The sequence below is a fragment of the Helicobacter sp. 23-1048 genome (assembly GCF_053654545.1).
Window position 1 is genome coordinate 91,282 of sequence record NZ_JBSIUT010000002.1, and the last position, 23,182, is coordinate 114,463.

The following is a 23,182-nucleotide window of genomic DNA, read 5'->3' on the forward strand; positions in this document are numbered from 1 at the left end:
TACTCCTTATTGGGCTTGCAAATGCAAAATGCAATCCATAATTTTTTGGGCAATTTGTTTGGGGCTTAGAGCACAATCTTTGGGGCTTATGATAATGTCTGCTTGATTTTTATACACGCTAGACCTAGCCATAAACAGCTCCTTTGCTTTAATTGTATCATTAAAAAGAGGACGAGATTCTCGTTGTTTTGTGTCTAATCGTTTGGCAATACTTTCAAAATCATTGTCTAAAAAGACGACTACACCAAGATTGCGCATATCATTAAAGACAGGCATTCCACCACCTGTGGCTATGACACATTGTCTAGCGTTTGTTTGAAGCCACTGCAATAGGCGAGATTCCATATTGCGGAACGCACTTTCGCCCAAGTCCATAAAAATTTCATTTATGGACTTATTGACAATGGATTGTATCAACTCATCACTATCGCAAAAAAAATAATCACACAACGCACTAATCTCTTTGCCAACGCTACTTTTCCCGCTACCCATAAAGCCAATGAGCACGATATTTTGTGCGTTTGGTAGAGAATCTTGTCGCATTGACATATCAGCGGAGCTCAAGCAAATAGCCATCGCGTTGGGATTGCATTTGGTATTTGTATTGTCCATCGAGCTCTAAAGAGATTCTATAAAAATTTTCGTGGCTTGAGAGATTGATATTTTTAAAATATTTTTTATTAAGGTTGAGCTTTTGATTATAGGCTTTTTCCATTCCCTCAAAGTCGAGCACAATGCGGTGTGGCTTTGGCAAGACGAAGTTGCGGACATTTTTGTATTCTGTGGCGATAAAAATTTGCTTCCCATTGACAATGACTTCAAAATCGCCAATTTTAAAGCGATTTTCGCTAGCATATTGCGCGCCAATAGCCTTTTGTGAAAACTCTAATGGATAGTGCCAATCAATGCTTTGGTTGATAGGGACTTCTTTTGTGTTGGTCGTGCCATCAATATTTTGATAAGTGATAGTGATGCTTTTTAGTGCCCTAGCGGTTGAGGGAAGCTGAATGGTAATATCACGCATAATCTCTTTTGGGGGTTCTTTTTGGAAATGCAAGCCTTCTTTTGGCGTGATGGCAGGAGAAAATGGGTCATCACGCGAAAAAAGCACGCACGAGATAACGCAGAGTAACAATAACTTTTTCACGACCCAAGACCTTTTAACTCAAATATTTCTTGTTGAATTTTAGCATTTTGCTTTTGTAGAGAATCTATTTCATCGACAAGTGCTTTTTGTTGTTTTTGTAGGGTGAAGAGCACCTCAAAAGATTGAGAGCCAAAGAGCAAATATCCACCCCACACACACAAAAAAATAAACACGCACGCACGCAAAATAGGCTTTTTATTTTGCTTATACCAATCTTTTAAGAGTATATCCTCATTTGTTTGCATTTTTTCCTTACCCTAAATCATTTTCCAAAGAGACTTGCTCCCAAATATTCGCTATTTGAGATTTGAGATTCTATCTCTAGCAAGCGATTGTATTTTGCGATTCGCTCACTTCTTGCCGTAGCTCCTGTTTTTATTTGCCCGCAGTTTAGCGCGATAGCAAAATCAGCAATAAAAGTATCCTCACTCTCTCCACTGCGATGACTCATAATGCAGTTATACTTGTTTCGTTGCGCAAGGCGCACGGTTTGCATTGTCTGCGTAACGGTCCCAATTTGATTTGGTTTAATTAAAATGGCATTGGCGATATTTTCCTTAATGCCTTGCGCGAGAATCTTTTTATTGGTTACAAATAAATCATCGCCCACAAGTTGAATCTTATCGCCAAGCCTTTGTGTCAAATATTTCCAGCCATCTTCATCATCTTCGCTTAATCCATCTTCAATCGATACGATAGGATATTTTTGCACCAACTCTTCATAATAGCCTACAAGTTCTTGTGAGCTTAGCTCCTTACCCTCTCCAGCTAAGTTATACATTTTATTTTCATTAAAGAGCTCACTGCTTGCGACATCTAGCGCGATAGCAATATCTTCAAGTGGCTTATAACCAGCTTTTTCAATCGCTTGCAAAATAATTTCAATAGGCTCAGCATTGTTGCTAAGATTTGGTGCGAACCCTCCCTCATCGCCAATGCTTGTGATATGTTTAGATTCTTGGAGAATCTTTTTAAGGCTAGCATATACTTCTGCGCTCGCTCGTAACCCCTCACTAAAGCTATCAAAGCCCAAAGGCATAATCATATATTCTTGGAAATCCACCGTGTTATCAGCGTGCTTTCCACCATTTATGATATTAAGCATTGGTGTTGGCAGGGTCAGTGCATTTGCTCCACCAAGATAGCGGTATAATGAGATATTGAGGCTTTTTGCTGCCGCACGAGCGATAGCCATAGATACGCCTAAAGTAGCGTTTGCGCCGAGTTTTGAAAAATTATCTGTGCCGTCTAAATCTTTGAGTGTCGCATCAATTAACCCTTGGTCATAAGGACTCGCACCGATAAGGGCTTCGCTAATGTGAATGTCAATGTTTTCACACGCTTTAAGCACGCCTTTGCCTAAAAATCGATTTTTATCGCCATCGCGTAATTCTACGGCTTCTTTCTTTCCTGTGCTTGCACCACTTGGCACGATTGCGCTTTGCTTTGTGCCATCGCTTAGTATCACTGTTGCTTTAATCGTTGGATTCCCTCGAGAATCTAAGACCTCTTGTGAGTAAATCTTGCTAATTAGTATCATCTTAATGCTCCTTCAATCTTATGAATCTTGTGGCTCATCTGGGAGTGGTAAAATTTCATCTTTTGAGCCAATTTGCTCTCTAATCTTAGCGATAATTTCATCGGCGACTTTTGGATTTTCTTTGAGAAACACTTTGGCATTTTCTCTTCCTTGACCAAGTTTTATATCGCCATAAGAGAGCCACGCACCGCTTTTATCAACAATATCGAGCTTGATTCCATAATCGATAATCTCTCCTTCTTTGCTGATACCCTCGCCAAACATAATGTCAAACTCCGCTTCTCTAAATGGTGGAGAAACTTTGTTTTTCACAACTTTTGCTTTGGCGCGGTTGCCGATGTTTTGTTCATTTTGCTTTAAGGTGGCGATACGGCGAATGTCGATTCTCACGCTTGCGTAGAATTTCAACGCATTTCCACCTGTGGTGGTTTCTGGGCTACCATAGCCCATAGTGCCGATTTTCATACGAATCTGATTGATAAAGATAAGCGTGGCATTCATCTTGTGTAGCACACCTGTGATTTTACGCAGTGCGTGGCTCATAAGTCGCGCTTGCAATCCCACATGTTGGTCGCCCATATCGCCATCGATTTCTGCTCGAGGCGTGAGGGCTGCTACGGAGTCAATGACGATTAAATCTACCGCTCCACTGCGTGTGAGTGTCTCTAAGATTTCAAGTGCTTGTTCGCCGTTGTCTGGTTGAGATACGAGGAGATTCTCAATATCTACACCAAGCCTTTTGGCGTAATACACATCTAACGCGTGTTCCGCATCAATAAAAGCCGCCACGCCACCATTTTTTTGGCATTCTGCGACTACTTGGAGTGCGAGAGTTGTTTTCCCGCTAGATTCTGGTCCATAGATTTCTACGATACGCCCTTTGGGAATCCCGCCAATGCCTAATGCCATATCAAGCCCCAATGAACCTGTGGATATAGCATCAATTTTTTCTACTTGTTTGTCGCCTAATCGCACGAGCGCGCCTTTGCCAAATGACTTATCAATTTGCTTTAAGGCAAGCTCTATGGCTTTTTGTCGTTTTTCATCTATCGCCATTGTTATTCCTTTGTGTAATTTTGCAATATGTAATTTCGTAAGTTTTTTAGAATGTTTAAGGATTGTATCTTATAGTTTTTAATACTTTGCTTAAAAGTTTTAGTATTTTTTAGCTAGAATCCAAATTTAACCACATTATTTAAATTGTAAGGATTCTTATGACCGCTTCATCTCATCTATGCCTGCATAAAAAGCGCAATCTCAGTGTAGCCCATAGCCCTGATGCGGATGATATTTTTATGTATTATGCCATTGCGTTTGGGTGGGTGGGCGCACGAGAATCAAGTAGCCTAAAAGATGATATGAGTGATATATGCTTTCACTCCACCGCACAAGACATTCAAACACTCAATGAAGCGACATTGCGCGGTGAGTTTGACATTAGCGCGATTTCATTTGCGTTGTATCCGCTTGTGTGTGATGATTACGCGCTTTTACGGACGGGAGTTAGCTTTGGCGAGGGCTATGGACCAAAGCTCATTAAGAAAAAAGGCACACATTTGCGAAAGAACTTCAAAGTCGCGCTAAGCGGAGCGCACACTACTAATGCAATGCTTTTTAAAATCGCTTATCCAGAATCAAGAGTAGTGTATAAAAATTTTTTAGATATTGAGAGTGCGGTGTTAAGTGGGGAAGTCGATGCGGGCGTGCTTATCCACGAGAGTATTTTAGAATTTAGTGAGAATCTTTGTGTAGAAGCTGAGATTTGGGATATTTGGAGTGATTTAAACAAGCACAATCTTCCATTGCCATTAGGTGGTATGGCGATTAGACGCTCTTTGCCACTTAGTGTCGCACTTCTTAGCGAGGAGATTCTCACAAAGGCAGTCAAAGTCGCAGTGAGTAATAAAGAGATTCTGTGCAAAATGCTCTTAGAGCGCAATCTCATTCGTGTGGATAGTGCGAAGTTGCAAACTTACCTTAATTTATACGCTAACGCACATTCTATCACGCTTAGTGAGGAGCAGATTCGCGCGATTGATGTGCTTTTTGAGTTGGGGTTTGAGAGTGGATTTTTCCCTAAACTTTTAAGTGCGAGTGAATATATGCTCCCAAAAGAATATTTAGATGCGCGCTTTGGCTAAGTTATCCCAAGTTGGAATCTTAAAGATAAAGGCGAGTTGATGAACTCAAAGTTTTTGTATAACCTTAAGGGTATCGCGCTTTTTAGCACTCCCAGATTTTTTAGTCAGCCTTTTTTAGAATCTACACTCACAAGTCTTTTGTGCAAAATTGATGAGAAGCGATTAGAATGTATCAAAACGCGCCTAAATTATTACTACAAAGAGAATCTCTCCTTTGTTATTAAGCCCATTTGCTTAGAAAATAATAGTAAAGAAATAGAGCGATTATCCATTGCCACGCCGAAATTTGTGAGGTTAGGGGAGTTGTATAGATTTCGCGCGCCAAGCTCCTATCGCTACGATACCAATGAATATGCGCGTTACTTTCCGCGTGATTTTGCCATATATGCGGGCTTTGGCGATGTGAATTATTACTTTAACGCTCCTAGCATCACTAAATCGCGCCCAATCTCTGTAAGCAATGCAAACTCAATACTTTTTAAACTTGATAAAAACCGCCATTTTTACTTCCCTCGTGATAGCGTGAAGTTTGAGGATAAAAGAGATATATTGTTTTGGCGTGGTGGCGTGTATCAAAGTAACCGCGCGGAGTTTTTTACGCGTTTTTTTACTCACCCACTTTGCGATATTGGGCATACAGGCTCTAAGCATTGCTCCCAGCAGTGGGCGAAGCCAAAAATTAGCGTGAGCGCGCACTTTCCCTATAAATTTTTACTATCCCTAGAGGGCAATGATGTAGCAAGCAATCTCAAGTGGATTATGCACTCAAACTCGCTGTGCTTCTCTACGAAGCCAAAGTATGAGACTTGGTTTATGGAGGGCTTACTCAAGGCAGATTATCATTTCGTATGTATTAGAGATGACTTTAGCGATGTGGAGGAAAAGATTGAGTTTTTCACACGCCACCCAAATGATGCCAAAGAGATAATCCACAACGCACAGAAATTTTGCGCACAATTTTTAGATTCTACAATGGAGGATTTGCTGTGTCTTTTGGTGCTACGCAAATACTTCTATCTAAGCGGGCAAATGCACGCAAGCAAGCAAGAATTAGAACTTTTTGGAATCTAAATCGAATTTCCTCACTTAGATTCTTAGACTTTTCCTCTGCCAAGTAGTTTTAAGCATTCTTTGACAATTTCGCTTACTTCTAAGCTCTGTATTTGTGGAATTTGCTTGAGGACTTTAGCAATGTCAGTGCCTCTAAAGCCAAGTGATTCTAACGCGCTTTGTGCTTCGTCTAGTTCGCTTGAGAGTGAAGTTTTTCCCTGTGTGTGTTCGATAATCTCGCTAAAAAATCCAGCGAGTTCGACCATTATTTTGCCCGCACCTTTTGCACCGATACCGGGCACGCGCTGAAGCGCGCTAATGTCTTTATTTTGGATAATGTTTGCGAAGCTATTTGGTGTGTAAGTGCTAAGGATTGCTAGCGCGACTTTTGGACCTACGCCGTTAATTTTGATGAGTCGCTCAAAAGTGATTTTCTCAATCTCTTCGTAGAATCCAAAGAGCAAATGCGCATCTTCACGCACAATTTGTGTGCAAAAGAGCTTTATTTTTTGGTCTTTTTTCTCCTTTAGATTCCCACTTGTATTGACCGAAATCCCCACACCATAAATCACTCCATTGACATTAATCTCTACAAATGTTGGGAACAATCGCTCGATACTCCCCTCTAGTCCTGCTATCATTGCTACTCCTTTAAAGAATTTAGTAGCGATATTTTACACTAAATTTGTGCGAGTTGGGCTTGGATTGCAATGGTGGCTTTTAAGATTTTGGCGACATTGAGGATATGCGCAAAGTCGCTTTGTTCTAGCGTTATTGCGCCATTTTTATCATTAGCGCGATATTTTAGCCATTTTTCAAGCACTTTATAGCCACCTATTGTGTAGCTCCACACTTCCGCGCTCACTCCCACTATCTCTAAATCCGCGTTTAAAATAATCTTGTTTTGATTTGGCTCATATTTTGGCTTATCAAGGGTGAAATTTGGATTTGATTTGTTTGCGCCTTTGCGGAAAGCTAAATCTATGCTTTTGTCTTGCGGGATTGTTTTCATCAAATGCAAATCGATGAGATTTTGCCCGAGTTCTGCGAGTTTATCAAACTTTGATTGCGTTACTTCAAAATCGATTCGCGGGAAGCCGATTTTTAGGTATTCGATATATTTTGCGCGGTATGCGGGATTGTAAAGGTTGCCATAAATAAATGCCAAAATCTGCTCTGGGCTTTTAGATTTCAAAACCTTGTGCTTTGCGATAAATGCGCTAAATTCTTGCGTGAAATTAGGGGTTTTGTCGCCTTGCAAAAATTCATCGGGGTAAGTATAAAGTGGCGCAATATAGGTTTGTCCGCCGTTGTAGTGAATATCCGTAGGCTTATCACTTATGATTGCGTTGTCATACACGCTTAATTCACAATCTTTGGTAAAACAAATCCCTAGATTTTCGCCACTTAAAAAATGCTTCATTGTCTCAAATCGTGGATAGCCTAAAAATCCTTTTGTTTTACCACTTGTAAAGGTATAGCGTGAATCAAAAGGGCGATAGGCGATTTTTTGGATTTTATTTTGGATTGCTTCGGTCGCTTCACTCCCTCGCAATGACGGATTACCCACCCCTAAATCCCCTCCGCAAGGGAGGGGACTTTTGGATTTGCCATTTTGTTCCCACTCACTTGCGGAGGGGGTTAGGGGGTGGGTAGTTTTTGCGTTAGCAAAATCAGCTTCCAAAGCCTCTTTAATCACACACAAAACGCCCTCTAAATTCTCTAAAATCTCATTATTCCAAAATCGTAAAATTCTAAAATTTTGCGATTCTAAATAAAAATCTCTTTGAATGTCGGGGTGGTTTATTTTATCATACCCACCCCCTTTATCCCCCTCCGCAAGGGAGGGGGAATCAAATGTAAGCCCCTCCCCTTGCGGGAGGGGTTTGGGGTGGGGTAATTCGGTTTGATTGTGTTGTCCGCCATCACACTCGATAATTAGCCGTTTTTCTAGGCATACAAAATCTGCGATATATTTAGAATCAATCACAACTTGCCGTCTAAACCTAAAACCTAGCTTTTTACCTCGCAATTCTTGCCAAAGTTTATTTTCTGCGTCAGTGGGATTTTTGCGCATTTGTCGGCTAAAATCTTTCATATATGGTGCAAGTGTGCGGTGTTTAAGATTTTCATACCCACCCCCTAGCCCCCTCCGCAAGGGAGGGGGAACAAGAGTTGAAGCTACTTCTGCTTTTGCCCTTTCTATGCTCCAATCTCTTGAATCTTTTCCTAATTGATATTTTTGTCGTATCGCCTCAATTTCTAATTTGACAAAATCATTCACAATATTCACAACATTTTGTTTATTAAAATGAATGCAAATTTTGTCTTTTTCTGTTTTGATTCCGCTATTAAAATTCTTAAAGATTGCTTTTGATTCGCCTAAAGATTCGTTTTTTGCTAACGCCCAAAATTTGTTGTATTCGTTGCTTTTAAAACTTTTTGGCACAAACCAAAAATATGGCGAATCTAACTTTAATTTTTTCCATTTGATAGATTTTAGTCCTTTGTCTGCGATTTTGTTTAGCAAAGCGAATTTATCTTTACGGCGCAAGATTTGGGCGTCTTTGGTGGAGAAGTAGTGGATTTTGGCTAAATTATACCCACCCCCTTTATCCCCCTCCGCAAGGGAGGTGGAGGATTCGGAGTCGCTATGCGCAAGGGAGGGATTTTTTGGATTGCTTCGATTTGGCGTTGCCAAATCTCGCAATGACGAATGACCCACCCCTAAATCCCCTCCGCAAGGGAGGGGACTTTTTAATACGCTTTCTTGTTCCCCATCCATTGCGAAGTAATACTTCTCTTGTTCCCCCTCCCTTGCGGAGGGGGCTAGGGGGTGGGTGTCATATTTCACAAACAAACTTATGCAAACGCCTACGCGAATGTCAAAGACATTTTTGTCGTTTTTACCATCTATTTCGTTATGTCCGTGCAAGTTTAAAATATAGATTTCATCGAATGTTTTTGCTAACGATTCGCGCATTTTGCGATGAGTGCGCCCGAAAAGAAAAGAATTATTGGTGATAAAGCCCATAATGCCGTGATTTTTGTTTTGCTCGGTTAGCTTCCATTGCGCAAAGCGAATGAATTTTATGTAGTCATCATCTAATGGCTGGATATTTTGCTCATTTAAGCCCATTTTATACGAATCTAAAAGCGTTAAAATCTCTTTATGTTTATTTTTGGATTTTACATTATAGGGAGGATTTCCTAAAATCACTAGCAAATCCTCTTTGTGCTTGAGTTTCAAGGATTTATCACGCTCGTTTTTTAGCGTGTCAAAGGGGACTTGGAGGTGAATCTGTCGCGCTGTGTCTAAATCTAGCGTGTTGGTAAGATAGACTTGAAACTTTTGATGTGCGCTAAACTCGCTAAATCCCTTATTTTTCAAAAGTGAGCTTAGCTTCAAATGCGCCACGATATAAGGCACGAAACTCATCTCAAAGCCATAAATATCCCTAAAACATTTATTGATAATGACATTTTTAGCAAAGACTTCGCTTTGATTTTGCAAAATGCTTTCAAATACTTTCGCCAAAAAGCTCCCCGTCCCTGTGGCAAAATCTAGGACTTTCACGCTTTCATCGCTAAAAGATTTGCCAAAATGCGTTTGCAGTAGCTCATCTATGCTACGGACAATCATATTTACGATAGGCTCGGGCGTGTAGAAAACGCCACCTTCTTTGCGTTTTTGCTCCCCGCGTAACTCATCATACGCCCTCAAAAAATCCTCGTAAAGATAAATGCTAAGCTCCCCAATCTCTTTTTGGAAGCTAGTTGCTAGGCTTGGCTTATCAATAAGCGCAATGGTTTTAATGATATTGCTTAGCACATAAGCGATAGAATCGGGGAGATTTCGCGCTGGGAGCGAACTCTCTATAAACTCTCTTAGCGTTACAAAATGTTTAGGCAGTAGGGCTACAAACATTTCGGTAGGGATTTTGTCAATCTCATAGATTTCACTCTCAATATGCGCTACAAACGCGCCATATACGATACTCTGTGCCACAATGTCGCAAAACTCAATAGGGCTAATATCCGTGCTTTCTAAATCCCTAAATGATTGGTAGGATTTCTCAAACGCGGCTCTAAATTCTTGCGCGCAAAAATCTGTGGTGGTGCTTGTCTGCGTGGTGGCGGTGAGTAAATTTGTGGCATTGGATTGTAAATCTTGCGTGTTAAACTCATTAAAAATCGCGGTGCTTAAATAAAAACTTTGTGTGCTTAGGACTTTTACTAACTCATCTTTTTGTGTGATTTGCGCGGTAGTGTGGAAAAACTCGCTTAAAAGTTGAGAGATTCTCGTGGTGGATTCTATAAGCTTAGTTTTTTGCGTGGCTTTATCTTGCGTGGTGTTTAGTAGGTTTGATTCAACGCCGTTTGGAAAAAGGGTAAAATCATCGATAATCTTGCCATAAGAGAGCAAAATAAAGCGATTATAATCCGTCAAAATGATATTGTGGCACACGCTTAAGTATTTTTCGATTTGTTTGCCTTTGACTAGCGGGCTTAAATCTATGCCGTAGTTTTTGCATTCGATAAAGCCCACAAGCGATTCATAGCCGATTTTTTCTTGTGGTATTTGGGTTTTTGAGTCTTGTGGCATTTGGCGGACAACTTTAAAATCAGGGCGGATATTGCCTTGCCCTTGCTTTGACTTTGGCTCGTGGATAATGACAATCTCGCCTTGCTCGCTACTTGGGCTTTGCACAGCTTGTGTAGGCTTAAATGCGTTTAGGAGGTTTTCAAGCGCGGTGCGGAAAGTATGCTCGTTGTAGTCTCTATCACCTTGTCTTAGAGCACTTTCACTCTGCCCCCCCCCCATTACAAACTATGCTTTGGAGGGCTTTTTGGTAGGATTTTATCGTGTCTTGGTTGTTTGTGGGTTGCATTAGATTCCTTTATAGTGTGATTTTTGCTTGGCATTGTAGTATAATTTTTCGCATATTGCCTCATTTCATCATAGTAATAATGGTGGAGTGTAGGGGGGTCGAACCCCTGACCTCAACGCTGCCAGCGTTGCGCTCTCCCAACTGAGCTAACACCCCGAAATTGTGATGATTTTTAACGATTGTGATTATACCTAAAACTGCAGATGAAGCAATTAAGTATTGCTATTTTTTTGCACAATTATGTATAATATCCTAAAAAACAAGTAATATAAAGGCGCAAAATTTGCAAAAAAGATTTGTATTTAAAATATTGCTATGCGGTATTTTATTGTGGTTATTAAGCAATCCAATCTATGCCCAAATGCAAGATAACAACCAAACACACGAAGAATCTCAAGGACAAACCACACACGAAGAATCTCAACAAGAGCAACACACACAAGAATCTAAAAAAGACTGTCTGCAGTGCTATCAGGGAAATTGCGTGAATGTGTGTGAAAAAAACAATGATAAATATTCTGGCGTGGAGGATTATTTAGAAGAGCAGCCTTTTATTGCACGATGGGGTGGGCTTTTGATGTATCACGGGTTAAATGTGCTTACTCAAGGTATGTTTGATACACTTACACAATCAGATGATGACAACACGCGTTTTTATGGTTTTATGGGCTTTTATGGGAAAAACTCGCGTTTGGGAGACAATAAAGATTCTTATGGAAACTTTTATATGTCCGCTTCAGTTAGAGTCGAGGAAGAAATTGCTTTCATAGGGCATAAAATTGGAGGTGGAATAGGGATAATGCTTGCAAGCGGGTGGGGTGGAGCTGGATTTATCGATGAGAATCCTACACATTTTAACTACAAAAACTACAATGGTGGCAATGAATATGTGATTACTTTCTCACAGTTGTATGCAGATTATCAAACAAAAAGATTCTTGCTTAAGAGTGGTGTTTTTGAGGGTGAGCTTGATTGGATGAGCGACATACATAGGGGCATTTTTACTTCGTTTGATTATACCTATGGCAAGGCGTATGGAAGCTGGATAAATGAGTATTTACACGCTCAACGCGAGGAACAAAGCTATTTTGAGGAGCTTAAAAATGGCTATTATGGCGGACAAATGTTTGTGTTAGGGAGTAAGCTAGGCACAAAAAAGCATCGCTACGGCGATATATACGCCTATCATCTCACTAGTCTCTACACCGCATTTGGTGGCAAACTCGATGCGAATATTGAATTTGCGGAGTTGTATAACTTACGGATTCTCACGCACGGGAACTATCTCAAAGCACACAGGAAAATGGGCATAGAGCAGGACATTCGCGGGCGACAAATCGGTGATACCTATTTACTCACGCTTCAACCTAGTTTTGGGTATTATGGAAATGCACTGCGGGGTCGTGGCGTTAGTTGGGTGCTTGGTGGTGGTTATGCGCTCGTGGGGAAAAACGACTATTTACAAGCGCAATTTGGTGGGAATATGTATGTCTTTGAAGCAGAAGATGAAACACCCTTTATGTTTAATGTCATAGCACCCGGTGGCTATCACAACGGAAGCAATGCGACAAATATGTTTCAAGCGCAAGTGGAGAGCGTGTATGGTTTTGGTGCGTTTCAATATAATGCGTTGGTGTTTAATGTTATGGCGAGGCACTCAAAAGGTAGGCAAGAGCGTGAAATTGGTGGCGAGCAACTTCAAATTAGTGTCGGTTTTGGTCTTAATATGTCTAAATGGAGCAAGCAAAATATGGGAATTGTAGCGGTGTATATGGAGCAAAAAATGCGTGAGAGCTTTGAGGTGATAAATCCAAGCAAGTATGTCCGCGACACAAGCTATATTAAAATGTTTTATGAAGTGCGATTTTAAAGAATCTGAAATACAAACATTCTTGCGCGATACTCATTATTGAAACAAAATTTTATCAAAACGAAAATTTCTTAGCAATCAAATTTCCAACAAAGAAGCGATAGGCGAAAAAATTTCATATTAAAGTGAGAATTTTTATATTTTTGTAAAATTTAAGCAAATTTTAAGCTTACCCCCCCCCCCTAAATATGATACAATACTTAACTATTTTTAGCATTTATTATCATTTTAACTAAATAATGATAATGTTAGAGTAGAATTTCACTCTTAAAGGATTTTTATGAATAAGCTATATGCTGGTTTGTTACCTATTGTTTTCAGTGCTAGTTTGATTGCAGATGATGCTTTTAACTCTCAAAATATATATGAAGTTGAGAAACAAGAAGATTCTAAACAATCTCCTATAATGTTTTATGGGCATATTGGTGTTTTTGGCAAGTCTAGCGTGTTTGGTAAAGTAAAAGATTCGTATATGACAGCGCATTTTTCGGCAAATTTGGCGTATAACTTTCTCAACAAAGGCGAGCACAAAGCCACAGCCGTGCTTGGCATTTGGGGAGCAAGTTCTTTGCTTGGAGGAGCGTTGCGTCATAATGCGCACGAATACATTGGCAACCGCTTAGGCGATGAAGTGGGGAATGACTGGAATAGCAACAATAGCTATCTACAATATCAATACAAAGGCTTAAATATAATGGCTGGGCGATTTGATGCAGAAGTTGATTGGGTAGGTGAGCATATGCAAGGCGTGCATATCGACTATGACTATGGTTATGGAGAGTTCTATGGCGCGTGGATAAACGAATATGCCCACTCAAGCCGTGAAGAGACAAGCAATTTCGTGGAGTTTAAAGAGCTGTATTATGGAGCAGATGAATTTGTGCTAGGACATAGATTTGGCACAAAGGAGAATCAATTCGGGGATATTTATGCCTATCATTTGACAAACTTTTTTACCGTGAGCGGAGTGAAACTTGATGCAGACATTCCTTTAGGGGAGTTTTATTCATTGCGCTTGCTCGCACACGGGAACTACTTGCATTCGCAACGACAGGGCTGGGCGTTAGGCTCTGTGAATGAGAATCGCAAGCTCGGGCACACATATCTCGCTACCGCACAACCAAGCATAAGCTACAAAGGCTTTAATTTGGGCTGGGTGCTTGGCGCAGGCTATGCACGCACGGGGAATAATGACTACTTGCAAGCGCATATGGGTGGCAATATGTATGTCTTTGAATCCGAAGATGAAACCCCCTTTATGTTTAATGTCATTGCACCGGGTGGCTGGCATAACGGCACACACCAAACAAGTATGTTTCAAGCAAATACAGATTCTTATTATGGATTTTGGGCATTGCGTTACAAGCGTGTAGCGTTTAATCTCACGGCGCGTCATTCGCTAGGCAAAGATGAGCGTGAGCTAGGAGGCGAGCAGTTGCAAGTGGCACTTGGATTTGGCTGGAATGTCGCTGGTGGGCTTAGTCTAGGCGCAGTGGGCGTGTATATGGAGCAAAAGCGGCGCGCTAATACGCTAGAATCTCGAGCAAGTATTGAGGGAGCTGGTGGCGCATATCCAACTAATACAAGCTATGCTAAGGCATTTTTGGAGTATAGATTCTAAGAATTTGTGTTGAAATTACGCGCTAAATTTTATTTTTGTAAAAAATTTAGTTATTATTTTGGGTTTGAAGTATTTTGATAATCTTTATAAATTTTTAAATGTAATTAGGAGAAAGAATGCAAACTATCACAATCGCCCTTGTGGGACAGCCAAATGTAGGAAAAAGCTCGCTTATCAATGCTATTTCTGGAGCAAATCTCAAAGTGGGGAACTTCAGCGGAGTAACGGTGGAAAAAGCCCAAACAAGCGTAGAATATAACGGATATTTACTTGAATTTATTGATTTGCCCGGGCTGTATGCGTTTAATGAATATTCACTCGAAGAGCGCGTAAGCACGGAGTTTTTGCATAATGAAAAGTATGATGTCATCGTCAATGTGCTAGATTCTACTAATTTGGCGCGTAATCTTTGTTTGAGTTTGCAACTGCTTGATATGGCAAGCCAAAAGGACAAAAAAATGGTGCTTGCTCTTAATATGATAGATGAGGCGCAAAACGAAAATCTTATCATCAATGATACCAAACTCTCAAGCGAGATTGGCTGTGCGTGTATAGGCGTGAGTGCGAAAAACAATCAAGGCACGGCAAAATTGCTTGATAGTATTATAGAGGCATATCATTCCTCAGCACCCAAAGGCATTAAGTATGATGGCACGCAAGTGCCTTGCGAGAGCAAGAGTAAAGAGCGAGATTTGAGCTGTGATGTGGATTTTCAAGTGCGTATCGCTAAGGCACACGAGATTGCTAGGGATTGTAGCACGCGCACAGGGATTGCAAAAAGCTCAAATATTGATATGATTTTAATGCACAAAGTGTGGGGATTGCCTATATTTTTGTTTTTTATGTGGATTATCTTTCAAATCACCTTTACATTTGGTGAGTATCCAAAAGTGTGGATAGAAGATTCTATGGATTCGCTTGCTAATATGGCAAAAGAACATATCACAAGCGTGGAGCTCGGCTCGCTTGTAGCTGATGGAATCATTGCTGGTGTAGGCGCGGTGCTAAGTTTTTTACCGCATATTTTAATCTTATTTTTTGGAATCACAATGCTAGAAGCCACAGGATATATGACGCGTGTGGCGTATTTGCTTGATGGATTTTTGAAAAAGTTTGGATTGCACGGGAAGAGCTTTATCCCGCTGGTGAGCGGGTTTGGTTGCTCTGCACCAGCGTTTATGGCGGCACGCACGCTTAAAAGCCCTACTGATAAACTTCTTACGCTTTTTATCATTAACTTTATGAGTTGCTCGGCTCGCCTGCCAATTTATACACTTTTTGTGGGAATCTTATTTGAGGCGCAATATGCAGGAAGCGCACTTTTTGGAATCTATGTATTTGGCGCGCTTGTCGGGCTCATAATGGCAAAGCTCTTAAAACTTAGTTTTTTTCGCGGGCAAGATGAACCTTTTGTAATGGAAATACCAAAATATCGATTCCCAAGTGTGCGGTTTGTCGCGCTAAGTCTCTATCAAAAGGCGTATTATTTCATCAAAAAGGCGGGGACATTTATCTTACTTGCTTCGATGTTGATTTGGTTTGGGACGAGCTATCCTAAAAGTGAAGCCTTAGAAAATGAATATGAGACAAAAATAGAGAATCTCAAACAAGAAGCGCGAGAAAAGGGATTAGAGATTACACAGCCATTTAGTGCTTTGGATAGGGCAGATTCTCACACTATGCCTGATGAAGCAAATAGCACACAAGAGGGTGAGATAGAGGGGTATGAGGGTTGTGGATTCACAGATGAGGTGTGTGAGCAGCTCGATGAGCTAGAAAATGAATTGGAATCTAAGCTCCTTACGCAGAGTTTCTTAGGATATATTGGGAATTTTATCGCCCCAGCGTTTGCTCCTATGGATTTTGATTGGCGGTTGTGTGTGAGTATTTTAAATGGACTTGTGGCGAAAGAAGTGGTGATTTCCTCAATGGGCGTGCTCTATGCGTTAGGTGATGACCAAGATGAGGAGAGTGAGAGCTTGCAAGAGATTATCCGCAATAGCATTTCTGTGCCAAGTGCAGTGGCGTTTGTGCTTTTTGTGATGTTTTATAATCCCTGCCTTGCTGCTACTGTGGTCTTTAATAAAGAATCTGGCAAAGTGCGCTATACTATTTTGCTCTTTATCTTTACTACTATCGTGGCGTATATTTTTGCATTATGCGGGTATCATATCACAAAGTTACTTGTGTAATGCGTGCATAATCACAATGTGTGTATAATGCGATAGTGTGGGGAATCTAAGCAAATCCCCCCCCCCTAAATGATAAATATTTTTAAAAATATAGTTGCTTTTTTTTTGATTTTTTTCTACAATAGTTGCGTTCTCAAAATCTACATAAAAGGAGTTCAACAATGAGAAAAATAGGTTTAGTCGCGCTTTTGGCGTTAAGTGGAGTTTTTGGCTTTGAGCACAAGATTCACGGGCAGTTTGGGAGTTTCACAAAATGGGGTTTTAATGACCAAAAGTTAAATGCAGGTGCTGGTATCGCTCCAACAGATAGTTTTTCAAGTGTGATGGGTTCGCTTAACTACACAGCGAAATTTGCTGATTTGGTAAGCATTACTGCTGGTGGTGCGCTCGGTGGTTTGGCGTATGATTCTACCGATAATGGTGCTGGTGGTGCAACTCAAGTGCAATACACATATTTCAATGCGAACTATGAAAAAAGCAGAGCACAGGGCTATATGATACAAAATGCGAATATTGGCATTGACCATAAAAATGTCTATTTGCGTCTAGGTCGCTATGAGGCTGGTAAAGTAGGCGAGTGGTTTAGCGGGTTTAATGAAGGAGCAGAGGGCTATGTGGCGTTTTCAGATTTTAAAATTTGGGCGTTTGCTTCTGGAAAAAGAGGCTTTGCCTATAATCAATGGTTTTATGAGTTCTACCGTGTTTTTGGCTATGGAGGGAGTGTGCCAACAAGGGAAATTTATGGAGCAGGATTTGATTATAGCACAGATAAGCTCAAGGCTTCATTGTTCGCGTATGGCGCAGATAGCATATTTTTCGCACCGGGCGTGTCTTTAGACTTCGATACAGCTGGCGGTGAGGAAAACTCTGTATCCTCTGTAACCAAAGTGCGTGTGCTTGTGCCAATCGCACTAGGAAGTAACATTTCTGGAACTAATTGGGGAAATGGGCGTAATTGGGGTATCATTGGTAAAAATACAACAACTCTATGGATAGATGAGAAAGTGCGATTAGGGAAGTATTTCGTAGGAGTTGGTGTGTATAAAAACTTCGGTAATGCCAATGAGCTTATCGGTCGATATGGCAATCCTCTTGGTGGAGTCGTAGATATGTGGACAGCGAGTGCGTATGACATTGGTTATGCACTTTCTGATATGCTTGGACGCAACGCCCTTACAGGATATTTGCGAGCGGGTGCGAGCTATGGAGACTTTAGCTGGAGCATTTTAGGACGCGTAACAGATTCTCCAAGAAGTGCGGAGCAGAGCTTGGCATTGCTCGTGAATTACAAAGTGCGTGATGACATCAGCGTGGGTGGTAAGCTAGAGGGGCTTATGGATACAACAAAAGCTGGATATAGATTAAATGGATATGACTTGACAGCTAACCGCACTGATGATAGAAGCCACTTGTTCTTCTACATTTCACACACATTTTAATGTCGTTTGTGATAGTCTAAATTTAGTGTAATTTTAAGGAGCGTTGGGAATCTCTTAATGCTCCTTAAAAGACTTTGATAAAGATTCTACAAGAAATAATCCTTGCTTAAAATTACAATATGGTTTTTATGGCGTTTGGTGAAATGAGTTGAGAAAACTTAAAATTTAGAAAAATCTTACACATAAAATCATAAATTTTATTGACAAAAGGTGTGGATTGTTTATATAATACGGACTTTTTAAAATTTGCTGGCTTAGCTCAGTTGGTAGAGCATCTGCCTTGTAAGCAGAGGGTCGGGGGTTCAAGTCCCTTAGCCAGCTCCATTCAAACTCTAGCAGTGTTCTGCTTTCAGTGTTTGACCAGTGTTTGGCTGTCCTATTTGATTTTTGTCTTTGGTGAGTTACTCAAGTGGCCAACGAGGGCAGACTGTAAATCTGCTGACTATGTCTTCCGTGGTTCGAATCCACGACTCACCACCATTGGAATAAAAATTGCCTAAGGCAATTCTTAATGGTAGTTTGGGATAGTAGTTTGAAGTTTGCGGGAATAGCTCAGTTGGCTAGAGCATCAGCCTTCCAAGCTGAGGGTCGCGGGTTCGAGCCCCGTTTCCCGCTCCAATCTGGGAGCTGATTCTTCATTGCACTTTTGTTAATAAAATGTGTATAGAATCTCGCTTCATAAAGTTAAGCCCATATAGCTCAGTGGCAGAGCACTTCCTTGGTAAGGAAGAGGTCGGCGGTTCAATCCCGCTTATGGGCTCCAGTTTTTCACATAAAGCATTGAATTTGCCGTAGATTCCGTGCTTTACAAATCTATGATAAGGAGAAAATTATGGCAAAAGAGAAATTTAACAGAAGTAAGCCACATGTCAATGTCGGAACAATCGGGCATGTCGACCACGGCAAAACAACGCTAAGTGCTGCTATTTCAGCTGTGTTGGCAACAAAAGGTCTTGCGGAGCTTAAAGATTATGACAATATCGATAATGCTCCTGAAGAAAAGGAAAGAGGTATTACCATTGCGACTTCTCACATCGAGTATGAGACAGAGAATCGCCACTACGCACACGTGGATTGTCCCGGACACGCCGACTATGTAAAAAATATGATTACAGGTGCGGCGCAAATGGACGGCGCGATTTTGGTCGTGTCTGCTGCTGATGGTCCTATGCCTCAAACACGCGAGCATATTTTGCTTTCTCGTCAAGTAGGCGTGCCATATATTGTGGTGTTTTTAAACAAACAAGATATGGTTGATGATAAAGAGTTGCTTGACTTGGTGGAAATGGAAGTGCGCGAACTGCTAAGTGCGTATGAGTTTCCCGGTGATGATACACCAATCGTAGCGGGTTCTGCGCTTAAAGCACTTGAAGAAGCTAAAGCTGGCAATGTCGGCGAGTGGGGAGAGAAGATTCTCGCTCTTATGGCTGAAGTGGATAAATATATCCCAACACCACAAAGAGATACAGAAAAGACTTTCCTAATGCCTGTCGAAGATGTGTTTTCAATCGCTGGACGCGGAACGGTCGTTACAGGTAGGATTGAGCGCGGTGTAATAAAAGTGGGTGATGAAGTAGAAATCGTGGGAATCAGCGATACACAAAAAACCACTGTTACAGGCGTGGAAATGTTTAGAAAAGAGCTTGATAAGGGTGAAGCTGGCGATAATGTCGGAATCTTGTTGCGAGGCACGAAGAAAGAGGAAGTCGAGCGTGGTATGGTGCTCTGTAAGCCCGGCTCAATCACACCACATAAGAAATTTGAGGGCGAAATTTATGTGCTTTCAAAAGATGAGGGTGGGCGACATACTCCGTTCTTTAATGGTTACCGCCCGCAATTCTATGTGCGCACTACCGATGTAACAGGCTCAATTACTTTGCCTAGCGGTGTAGAAATGGTTATGCCCGGCGATAATGTAAAGATTACCGTTGAGCTTATCAACCCAATCGCGCTTGAGGAAGGGACACGATTCGCTATCCGCGAGGGTGGTAGGACTGTCGGTGCTGGCGTGGTAACAAAAATCATCGAGTAAGGCAAGAAAATGGCAAAGGGAAATGTCATCAAGGTGGGACTTAAGTGTTCGGAATGTGGTGATATAAACTATTCCACCACCAAGAATGCGAAAACAAATACAGAAAAACTGGAGCTCAAAAAGTTTTGTCCTCGTTTGAATAGACACACTATTCACAAGGAAGTAAAGCTTAAAAGCTAGGATATTGTGGCGCGTATCATCTCTGTGGAGTCGTTTGATACGCGCTAAATTCCATACATAAATGGCTTAAGGGAAGGGTCAGTAGCTCCAATGGTAGAGCGTCGGTCTCCAAAACCGAATGTTGAGGGTTCGAGTCCTTCCTGGCCCGCCATAGCTAAGTGCAAAAGAGAGAGATATGAAAAAAATAATAACTTATTATAGAAACGCTAGAGAGGAGCTAAGTAAGGTTATCCGTCCTACAAAGGAGCAGGTGCGCAATGCTTCTATATCTGTGGTTGCTGTGGTGATAGTTATTACATTGTTTTTAGCATTAGTTGATGCCATTTTGTCTGCTTCTGTAACGAGCATTTTGTCATAATTTTTTAAGGAGTTGGTGTGGAGTGGTATGCGATACAGACTTATTCTGGTAGCGAGCAATCAGTAAAGCGCGCGATAGAGAATCTCATCAAGGAAAATAGAATCCAAGAGCGATTTGAGGAAATTGTCGTGCCGACTGAGGGTGTATATGATGAGAGAAAGAAGGTTACTCAGCGAAGCCTTTATCCGGGTTATGTGTTTATCAAGGTTGATTTGGACACGCAGTTGTGGCATTTGATTCAGTCTTTGCCACGCGTTGGACGCTTCATTGGTGAGCAAAATAAGCCCACACCTCTAAGCGAAGCGGATATTAACAAGATTTTAGAGAAGATTAAGAATCCTGCTGCGCCCAAGCCAAAAATCTTTTTTGAAAATGGCGAAGTGGTGCGCATTGTTGATGGTCCATTTGCGAACTTCACTGCGACCGTGGAGGAGTATGACATTGAGCAGCGCAAGCTAAAACTTAATGTTTCTATTTTTAATCGTAATACACTTGTGGAGATTCCATACTCTCAAGTAGAAAAAATCATTTAATTTAGGAAGGACATTATGGCAAAAAAAGTAGTAGGCGAACTGAAGTTACAAATCCCCGCAGGCAAGGCAAATCCATCACCACCCGTAGGTCCAGCTTTGGGGCAAAGGGGTATTAACATTATGGAATTTTGCAAAGCGTTTAATGAAAAAACAAAGGATATGGGTAATTTTAATATCCCCGTGATTATTACCGTGTATCAAGATAAAAGTTTTTCATTTATCACTAAAAAGCCACCTGTAACGGACTTAATCAAAAAAGCTATCAATTTATCAAAGGGTTCGGATAATCCACTTAAAAACAAAGTTGGTAAGCTTACACAAAAGCAGTTGCAAGAAATTGCAGAATCTAAAATGCAAGATTTAAACGCCACAGATATTGAAGCTGCTAAAAAAATCGTGGCTGGAAGTGCTCGCTCTATGGGCGTGGAAATTGTGGATTAAATTTGTAGAGTAAATGGAGTTTAAAATGGCAAAAAAGACAACAAAAAGATTACAAAATTTGCACTCTAAGGTAGATTCCGCAAAGATTTATGATGTGCAAAGTGGCGTTGGTGTAGTGAAGTCTCTTGCTTCAGCGAAGTTTGATGAGACGGTGGAGATTGCATTGCGACTAGGAGTTGACCCTCGACACGCTGACCAAATGATTCGCGGAGCGGTTGTGTTACCACACGGCACGGGCAAGACCGTGCGTGTAGCGGTGTTTGCTAAGGGAGTGAAAGCTGATGAAGCAAAAGCGGCAGGGGCAGATATTGTCGGAGCAGATGATTTGGCTGAAGAGATAAAAAACGGCAACACGAACTTTGATATGGTTATCGCCACACCTGATATGATGGCACTTGTTGGTAAGGTTGGTAGAATCTTAGGACCAAAGGGACTTATGCCAAACCCAAAGACAGGCACCGTTACCGCCGATGTCAGCAAAGCTGTGTCAAATGCCAAAAGCGGACAGGTGAATTTTCGTGTGGATAAAAAGGGAATCATTCACGCACCCATTGGCAAGGCAAGTTTCCAAGAAGAAAAAATTAGAGAAAATATGCTTGAGTTTGTGCGAGCAATTAATCGCTTAAAGCCAAGCTCTGCAAAAGGCAAGTATATTAAAAGTGGTTCGCTATCCCTCACAATGAGTCCTAGTGTGAAGCTAGATTCTCAAGAGTTGATGGATACGAAGTAGAGGGCATTATAGGCAATTTATCTTAGATTGAAGATCATCGGGGCGTTTTAACGCTTAAAAGCAAACCCTATGTGAGATTTGGTCTGAAAGGAGAGTGAATGACGAAGCAAGAAAAGATTCAGACTGTTGAGAGTTTAAGTGCCGAGTTTGAAAAAGCTAGCTCAATGATTGTATGCGATTATAAGGGATTGGGCGTTGCGAAATTGGAATCTTTGCGTGCGCAAGCTCGTGAAAATGACATTAAAGTCCAAGTGATTAAAAATACTTTGGCAACAATCGCAATGAGCAATGCAAAATATCCGCAGAGCGAACTAAAGGGCACGAATATTTTCATTTGGAGTAGCGACCAAATAGCATTGGCAAAGGTTGTCTGTAAATTTGCAGATGCAAATGAAGAGAACTTTAGCGTGAAGTTTGGATATTTTGATGGCGCGATTGTGGAAAAATCACATATCGTTAGTATTTCAAAACTTCCAAGCAAGCAAGAGCTTATTGGTATGTTACTATCCGTGTGGAGTGCACCTGCGCGATATTTCGTTACGGGGCTTGATAATTTAGCAAAACAAAAACAAAATTAAAGGAGCATAAAATGGCTATTACAAAAGAAGAAGTATTAGAATACATTGGGAATCTATCGGTTTTGGAGCTTTCAGAGCTTGTGAAAGCATTTGAAGAAAAATTTGGCGTTTCAGCAGCACCCACAGTGGTCGCTGGTGGCGGTGGCGTAGCAGCTGGTGGCGGTGGCGCAGCAGAGGAGAAGTCAGAGTTTAATGTCATTCTCCTTGATGCAGGTGCGAATAAAATCGCTGTGATTAAAGCTGTGCGAGAGATTACAGGACTTGGATTAAAAGAAGCAAAAGATGCTACTGAGCAAACACCTAGCACGCTTAAAGAAGGTGTAGGCAAAGAAGATGCAGAAGCCTTTAAGAAAAAACTTGAAGAAGCAGGTGCAAAAGCAGAGATTAAGTAATTGCGCTATATTTTAGTTATGCCCTTAGGCTTCGTGCCTTTGGGCG

21 protein-coding genes and 6 tRNA genes are annotated in these 23,182 nt (G+C 41.1%); 19 read left to right on the forward strand and 8 right to left on the reverse strand.

Annotated elements, in window-relative coordinates; genetic code table 11:
• Nucleotides 1-6: 6 nt before the first annotated feature.
• Genes ACWIWK_RS07235 through recA form a run of 5 tightly spaced genes read right to left on the reverse strand, consistent with a single transcriptional unit; the run spans nucleotide 7 to nucleotide 3,743 of the window.
• Nucleotides 7-612 carry a shikimate kinase gene (locus ACWIWK_RS07235; protein ID WP_454152131.1) on the reverse strand — a complete coding sequence of 202 codons (606 nt, stop codon included), beginning with the start codon at nucleotides 610-612 and terminating at the stop codon, nucleotides 7-9.
• Nucleotides 551-1,147 (reverse strand): AMIN domain-containing protein, encoded by a 597-nt coding sequence (locus ACWIWK_RS07240; RefSeq protein ID WP_454152132.1) that lies wholly within the window; start codon nucleotides 1,145-1,147, stop codon nucleotides 551-553. The genes ACWIWK_RS07235 and ACWIWK_RS07240 overlap by 62 nt, the downstream gene beginning before the upstream one ends.
• Entirely contained in the window at nucleotides 1,144-1,392 is a 249-nt protein-coding gene (locus ACWIWK_RS07245; RefSeq protein WP_454152133.1) for an FtsB family cell division protein, read from the reverse strand. The genes ACWIWK_RS07240 and ACWIWK_RS07245 overlap by 4 nt, the downstream gene beginning before the upstream one ends.
• Nucleotides 1,393-1,409: 17 nt before the next feature.
• A complete protein-coding gene (gene eno / locus ACWIWK_RS07250) occupies nucleotides 1,410-2,687 on the reverse strand; it encodes a phosphopyruvate hydratase (protein ID WP_454152134.1) in 1,278 nt (425 codons plus the stop codon).
• An 18-nt stretch (nucleotides 2,688-2,705) separates the two neighbouring features.
• Nucleotides 2,706-3,743, reverse strand: a complete 1,038-nt coding sequence (gene recA, locus ACWIWK_RS07255; RefSeq protein ID WP_454152135.1) for a recombinase RecA — start codon at nucleotides 3,741-3,743, stop codon at nucleotides 2,706-2,708.
• Nucleotides 3,744-3,901: 158 nt separating this feature from the next.
• On the opposite strand from recA, the gene ACWIWK_RS07260 reads away from it, so the two are divergent.
• Nucleotides 3,902-4,828, forward strand: a complete 927-nt coding sequence (locus tag ACWIWK_RS07260) for a menaquinone biosynthesis family protein (protein WP_454152136.1) — start codon at nucleotides 3,902-3,904, stop codon at nucleotides 4,826-4,828.
• A 39-nt stretch (nucleotides 4,829-4,867) separates the two neighbouring features.
• Nucleotides 4,868-5,899, forward strand: a complete 1,032-nt coding sequence (locus tag ACWIWK_RS07265; protein WP_454152137.1) for a glycosyl transferase family 90 — start codon at nucleotides 4,868-4,870, stop codon at nucleotides 5,897-5,899.
• A 23-nt stretch (nucleotides 5,900-5,922) separates the two neighbouring features.
• Here the strand turns inward: ACWIWK_RS07265 and ruvA are convergent, their stop codons facing one another.
• The 3 genes from ruvA to ACWIWK_RS07280 all read right to left on the reverse strand — a co-directional run bounded on the left by ruvA (nucleotide 5,923) and on the right by ACWIWK_RS07280 (nucleotide 10,926).
• Nucleotides 5,923-6,519, reverse strand: a complete 597-nt coding sequence (gene ruvA, locus ACWIWK_RS07270; RefSeq protein ID WP_454152138.1) for a Holliday junction branch migration protein RuvA — start codon at nucleotides 6,517-6,519, stop codon at nucleotides 5,923-5,925.
• 38 nt (nucleotides 6,520-6,557) lie between these two features.
• Nucleotides 6,558-10,703 (reverse strand): type ISP restriction/modification enzyme, encoded by a 4,146-nt coding sequence (locus ACWIWK_RS07275; RefSeq protein WP_454152139.1) that lies wholly within the window; start codon nucleotides 10,701-10,703, stop codon nucleotides 6,558-6,560.
• Between the two features lie 147 nt (nucleotides 10,704-10,850).
• A tRNA-Ala gene (locus ACWIWK_RS07280) sits at nucleotides 10,851-10,926 on the reverse strand.
• A gap of 127 nt (nucleotides 10,927-11,053) precedes the next feature.
• On the opposite strand from ACWIWK_RS07280, the gene ACWIWK_RS07285 reads away from it, so the two are divergent.
• The 17 genes from ACWIWK_RS07285 to rplL all read left to right on the forward strand — a co-directional run bounded on the left by ACWIWK_RS07285 (nucleotide 11,054) and on the right by rplL (nucleotide 23,136).
• Entirely contained in the window at nucleotides 11,054-12,640 is a 1,587-nt protein-coding gene (locus ACWIWK_RS07285; RefSeq protein WP_454152140.1) for a hypothetical protein, read from the forward strand.
• 280 nt (nucleotides 12,641-12,920) lie between these two features.
• Nucleotides 12,921-14,261: a hypothetical protein gene (locus ACWIWK_RS07290; RefSeq protein ID WP_454152141.1), complete on the forward strand. Its 1,341-nt coding sequence runs from the start codon at nucleotides 12,921-12,923 to the stop codon at nucleotides 14,259-14,261.
• 116 nt (nucleotides 14,262-14,377) lie between these two features.
• On the forward strand, nucleotides 14,378-16,453 hold the full coding sequence (gene feoB, locus ACWIWK_RS07295) for a ferrous iron transporter B (RefSeq protein ID WP_454152142.1): 2,076 nt from the start codon (nucleotides 14,378-14,380) through the stop codon (nucleotides 16,451-16,453).
• Between the two features lie 161 nt (nucleotides 16,454-16,614).
• Nucleotides 16,615-17,892, forward strand: coding sequence for an outer membrane family protein (locus ACWIWK_RS07300; RefSeq protein ID WP_454152143.1), 1,278 nt, complete (start codon nucleotides 16,615-16,617; stop codon nucleotides 17,890-17,892).
• Between the two features lie 248 nt (nucleotides 17,893-18,140).
• A tRNA-Thr gene (locus ACWIWK_RS07305) sits at nucleotides 18,141-18,216 on the forward strand.
• A gap of 71 nt (nucleotides 18,217-18,287) precedes the next feature.
• A tRNA-Tyr gene (locus ACWIWK_RS07310) sits at nucleotides 18,288-18,372 on the forward strand.
• A gap of 61 nt (nucleotides 18,373-18,433) precedes the next feature.
• Nucleotides 18,434-18,510, forward strand: a tRNA-Gly gene (locus tag ACWIWK_RS07315).
• 70 nt (nucleotides 18,511-18,580) lie between these two features.
• Nucleotides 18,581-18,655, forward strand: a tRNA-Thr gene (locus ACWIWK_RS07320).
• A gap of 69 nt (nucleotides 18,656-18,724) precedes the next feature.
• Nucleotides 18,725-19,924 (forward strand): elongation factor Tu, encoded by a 1,200-nt coding sequence (tuf, locus tag ACWIWK_RS07325; protein WP_454152144.1) that lies wholly within the window; start codon nucleotides 18,725-18,727, stop codon nucleotides 19,922-19,924.
• A 9-nt stretch (nucleotides 19,925-19,933) separates the two neighbouring features.
• A complete protein-coding gene (gene rpmG / locus ACWIWK_RS07330; protein WP_454152145.1) occupies nucleotides 19,934-20,104 on the forward strand; it encodes a 50S ribosomal protein L33 in 171 nt (56 codons plus the stop codon).
• A gap of 75 nt (nucleotides 20,105-20,179) precedes the next feature.
• A tRNA-Trp gene (locus ACWIWK_RS07335) sits at nucleotides 20,180-20,255 on the forward strand.
• 24 nt (nucleotides 20,256-20,279) lie between these two features.
• Nucleotides 20,280-20,462 (forward strand): preprotein translocase subunit SecE, encoded by a 183-nt coding sequence (secE, locus tag ACWIWK_RS07340; RefSeq protein ID WP_454152146.1) that lies wholly within the window; start codon nucleotides 20,280-20,282, stop codon nucleotides 20,460-20,462.
• 17 nt (nucleotides 20,463-20,479) lie between these two features.
• Nucleotides 20,480-20,995, forward strand: coding sequence for a transcription termination/antitermination protein NusG (gene nusG / locus ACWIWK_RS07345; protein ID WP_454152147.1), 516 nt, complete (start codon nucleotides 20,480-20,482; stop codon nucleotides 20,993-20,995).
• A gap of 15 nt (nucleotides 20,996-21,010) precedes the next feature.
• Nucleotides 21,011-21,436: a 50S ribosomal protein L11 gene (rplK, locus tag ACWIWK_RS07350; protein WP_454152148.1), complete on the forward strand. Its 426-nt coding sequence runs from the start codon at nucleotides 21,011-21,013 to the stop codon at nucleotides 21,434-21,436.
• A gap of 25 nt (nucleotides 21,437-21,461) precedes the next feature.
• Entirely contained in the window at nucleotides 21,462-22,166 is a 705-nt protein-coding gene (gene rplA / locus ACWIWK_RS07355) for a 50S ribosomal protein L1 (RefSeq protein ID WP_454152149.1), read from the forward strand.
• 98 nt (nucleotides 22,167-22,264) lie between these two features.
• Nucleotides 22,265-22,744 carry a 50S ribosomal protein L10 gene (gene rplJ / locus ACWIWK_RS07360; protein WP_454152150.1) on the forward strand — a complete coding sequence of 160 codons (480 nt, stop codon included), beginning with the start codon at nucleotides 22,265-22,267 and terminating at the stop codon, nucleotides 22,742-22,744.
• A gap of 11 nt (nucleotides 22,745-22,755) precedes the next feature.
• The gene (gene rplL / locus ACWIWK_RS07365; protein WP_454152151.1) at nucleotides 22,756-23,136 is read left to right on the forward strand and encodes a 50S ribosomal protein L7/L12; all 381 of its coding nucleotides are present in this window, start codon (nucleotides 22,756-22,758) and stop codon (nucleotides 23,134-23,136) included.
• Nucleotides 23,137-23,182: the final 46 nt, after the last annotated feature.